The organism is Paraburkholderia sp. UCT2 (assembly GCF_014397665.1).
Lineage (GTDB): Bacteria > Pseudomonadota > Gammaproteobacteria > Burkholderiales > Burkholderiaceae > Paraburkholderia > Paraburkholderia tuberum.
This window is the reverse complement of sequence record NZ_VZQO01000104.1, coordinates 1-4,161: the sequence shown is the minus strand read 5'-3', so window position 1 is coordinate 4,161 and position 4,161 is coordinate 1. Positions and strand designations below refer to the sequence as shown.

3 protein-coding genes are annotated in these 4,161 nt (G+C 61.1%); all 3 read left to right on the top strand.

Annotated features, from left to right (window positions below; all coding sequences use genetic code 11):
- On the top strand, positions 1-1,982 hold a 1,982-nt coding region (locus F6X39_RS35740), incomplete at its 5' end, for an Ig-like domain-containing protein (protein WP_262414936.1).
- A 115-nt stretch (positions 1,983-2,097) separates the two neighbouring features.
- A complete protein-coding gene (locus F6X39_RS35735) occupies positions 2,098-3,120 on the top strand; it encodes an OmpA family protein (RefSeq protein ID WP_187620098.1) in 1,023 nt (340 codons plus the stop codon).
- A 188-nt stretch (positions 3,121-3,308) separates the two neighbouring features.
- Positions 3,309-3,512, top strand: a complete 204-nt coding sequence (locus F6X39_RS35730; protein ID WP_187620097.1) for a hypothetical protein — start codon at positions 3,309-3,311, stop codon at positions 3,510-3,512.
- Positions 3,513-4,161 lie beyond the last annotated feature (649 nt).

Genomic DNA, 4,161 nt, shown 5'->3' with positions numbered 1-4,161 from the left:
GTCCGATCCAGGGTCCGGTGGACAATGGCGGCAGCACGGACGACACGACGCCGACGCTGGTGGGCAAGGGTGAACCGGGCGACACGATCGTCGTGATCGACAACGGCACGCCGGTTGGCGAGACGGAAGTCGACGAGGACGGCAACTGGAGCTTCACGCCTGATACGCCGCTGGACGAAGGCAAGCACGAGTTCACGGTGGTGGAACGTGACGAGGCGGGCAACGAAGGCAAGCCGTCGGATCCGTTCGTGGTGGTTGTGGACACGACCCCGCCGGGCCAGCCGGTTATTGGCGAAGTGATTGACGACGTGGGTCTGGTTCAGGGTCCGGTGGGCAATGGCGAGAGCACGGACGACACGACGCCGACGCTGAAGGGCAAGGGCGAACCGGGCGACACGATCGTCGTGATCGACAACGGCACGTCGGTTGGCGAGACGACGGTCGACGAGGACGGCAACTGGAGCTTCACGCCTGATACGCCGCTGGACGAAGGCAAGCACGAGTTCACGGTGGTGGAGCGTGACGAGGCGGGCAACGAAAGCAAGCCTTCGGAGTCGCACGTGGTGATCGTGGACACGACCCCGCCGGTGATCACGCCGGTGATCTGGGCGGTGATCGACGACGTGGGCCCGCTGAAGGGGGTGATCTCCCCGGGCGGGACGAGCGACGACACGCAGCCGAAAATCTGGGGCTCGGCGGAGCCGGGCAGCACGGTGACGGTGTATGACGGTGACCAGGTCCTGGGACAGACGACGGCTGATGACGATGGCAATTGGAGTTTCACGCCGGAGCAGCCGCTGGCCTATGGCCCGCATGAACTGACGGCGGTGGCGACGGGCGCGGCGGGCAACCAGAGCGAGCCGAGCGAACCGTTCGGTTTCTCGTTGGGGGCAGATACCCCCACCGTAATTTATGAGGACTTTAGTGGGGCTCCGGTTGGTTCCCTTGGTAAGGGACTTACCCTCGGCTTATTGCACATCAGCACTATCAATCAGGGGAGCGATTGGCAGGGGATATCCCCCGCCGGGTTTGTTGGGCCAATTACTAAGCCCACTAGCAACGCGTTGGGTGTGAGCGGAGCCGTGTATGTCGGTTTGGAAGATGGCTACACCGCAAGCTCCATTACATTCACTGTGGGCGATAGTGACACCAGTGGCAACGTGATCAGGTTCATCGGCACCGACGGTAAGATAATCTTGACTGGGACCTTCGGATCGAAAACGGCACATACGGTCACGTTCACTATGCCGGAAGGAATGGTCTTTACGGGGTTCCAGTTAGTTTCTGGCTCCAACGGCACTCAGGCCGGTGGCAAGGACTACTTCTTCGTGGATGACATCGCTATTACGCTTGAGACTTTTGGGGGGGGAGTTACCGGTCTATCAATAACCGAGGAAGAGCAGAGTGCTGATGCAGTTGTAATGTCTGTTGAAGACGTTGCTGATGACGCGGTCGTTGATCAGGACGCGGTTTTGGACCAGGACATTACTTCTGGTCAGAACCCTGTAGCGGATCACGACACACAGGACAGCCAGGAAGCAACCGCCGAGGCCGATCCGGTCGTCCCGGCAGAATCGGTCCTCGCCGTGCAAGACGACGGTCAGGTACACGTCGAACATGACGGCGAAGGCGAGATTCTGGATCTGACTCGCATTGGGCAGACGCCGTTGTCCGTCGAGGTCATCGATCTGACGGGCACGGGCGACAACACGCTCAAGCTTTCGCTGGGCGATGTGCTCGAGCAGGGCGGCAAGGACCTGTTCATTGCTGATGGCCGCACGCAAGTGATGGTCAAGGGCGATGCGGGTGACAAGGTCGAGCTGTCTGATCTGTTGCCGGACGGGGAGGACATCGGCGACTGGACGCAACAGTCTGGCAACACGACTGTGGATGGCATCGAGTATGACGTCTTCTACCATTCGGGTCTGAACGCCGAACTGCTGGTGCAGCACGGTGTCGAGACGGTGCTGAACAACCACTGACCTCCGGATGGTCCGCGACGCATGACCTGCGTCGCGGACCCGGAATCACCAACCATTTAATCAGGCTCCCTGAGCAGCATCGCGCTGCCCAGGGACCGTTTTTGACGAACTGATCATGACTTTCAATCAAACCCTGATGCGTGCGCTCGCAGGCGCATTGCTCGTGACGGCGGGTACCTTGCCCGCCATCGCACAACAGACTTTCTCTAACCCGCAACCGCTGACTACGCAGGCAGCCGCACCCGGCACCGCGCCGACGGCCCGTGCCGGCACGCAGCCCGGCAAGGTATTCGGCCAGAGCTACGCGCCGGTCGGACAGGTCGGCCCCCAGCAGGCGCAGATCGTCTACTACCGTGATGCATCCGCGGGTGCGGGCCGGTCGGCCGCTGCCGACGTCTACGTTGATGGCGAACTGCAGACCGCATTGCTGCCCAATGGCTATAGCATCTTCTGCGTCAAGCCGGGCCAACACATGCTGGGCGCCTACATTCAGGACGCACCGCTGTACAAAGGCAAGACCACCGGGCGATCCGGCGCAGAACTGAAGGGCGGCATGACCTACTTCGTGAAGGTCGGGCCGGCTGGCAGCAATGACGCACCGATCATGGTGCCGCGCAACGAAGCCGAAGCCCAGTTGCAAGGCATGCGCGCCCAGATGCACGTGCTTTCCCGCGCATCGGCAGTGGAGGCGTGTGACCCTGCGTCGATTCCGGTGACGTCAGCCCCGGTGGCGCAGCCTGTCGCGGCGAAAGAATACACGCTCAAGGGCGACACGCTGTTCGCCTTCGGCAAGTCTGGCAATCGCGACATGACTGTCAAAGGCCATGCGGCAATTGCACATCTGGCTGAGCAGATTCGCGCGGAAAACACCTCGCTGCAAGCCGTGACGGTGATCGGCCACGCGGACCTGATCGGCTCGGCGGCGGCGGCGCAGAAGCTTGGCGAGCAGCGTGCGATGACGGTTCGCCGGATGCTGATCGGGCAGGGTATTCCGGCGCAGAAGATCACCGCGGAAAGTGCGGGCAATTCCGATCCGGTGGTCGCCGACTGCAGCGGCACGATGCAGCAGAAGATTGCCTGCAATGAGCCCAACCGCCGGGTGGTGGTGCAACTGAGTCTGTCGGGCCCGGCCCGATAAAGGCATGGGGGGATGCTGAGCCCTGAGGCTGAGCCCTGATGTTGAGCCCTGATGTTGAGCCCTGATGTTGAGCCCTGATGTTGAGCCCTGAGGCGCGATCTTCCTGAATCGGGAAGGTCGCGTACCTACCGGCCTTCACCGCATGCCCGGGCAAACAGTGAGGGCCTTCCGAGAATGGGAGTGTCGCGATGACCAGACAAACAGAGATTCCTGCAATCAATGTGCTGCTCGCCTATGCAGAGTTGCGCGACAGGGATCAGGTATTTTTTAACGGGAAGCTCAATGAGTTCGTGTTTGCGTCCCGATCGAGCAAACGTGAGTTCATCGAACAGTGGCAGCGAGCGCTCGCGGCTACCGGAACAACGCCGATAGACACGAATCATTCAAAATGAAGGGCACTGTCAGGCGCAGTCAGATCTTCGGGCTGCAACGGATTAGTTGCGGTTGATTCAGGGCTAAATTCTTCCATGCACTGGGTGCGCGAGCACAGCGCCTGTTAAATGGCCATTTCTGGCCGGAACTCGCCATGTACTTTGCCAATCAGGGCAGGATCATTGGCAGCTTCTTCATCCGCCACCATGCCTTCCGGGTCCGCATTGACGACGTCGAGCACTATTTATCGGGCTTCGTCGCCTATCTGAACCATCTGGAATCGCAGCGGCATTCAATATTCTCCACGCTGGCGCGGGGGTGGAACGCCTCCCTGATCGGGGCGGCTACGCAGGGGACGTGGCTCACGCCGCCATCGGGGTGGACAGCACAAGCGGCCTTTGCATTTACGCGCCTGCCATGCAGGCCGGGGGATCTCTGTTCCTGTCATTCGGCAAATGCAGCCGTGCCCGGCGGGCGTCATCACGAGCCGCGCACTGCGGATCAGGGCTCGCCCGCGCGGAGTAGTACAAACGACTCTCGGTTGAAACCGATCAGGTGCGCAAGGCCTTCTTCGAACAGTGGTACCACCTGGGCAAACGAACCCTGCTCGATGTGCTCCTTGCGGAGAACGATCACTACGGCAACAGCGTGAGCGAAGTGACGAACCGT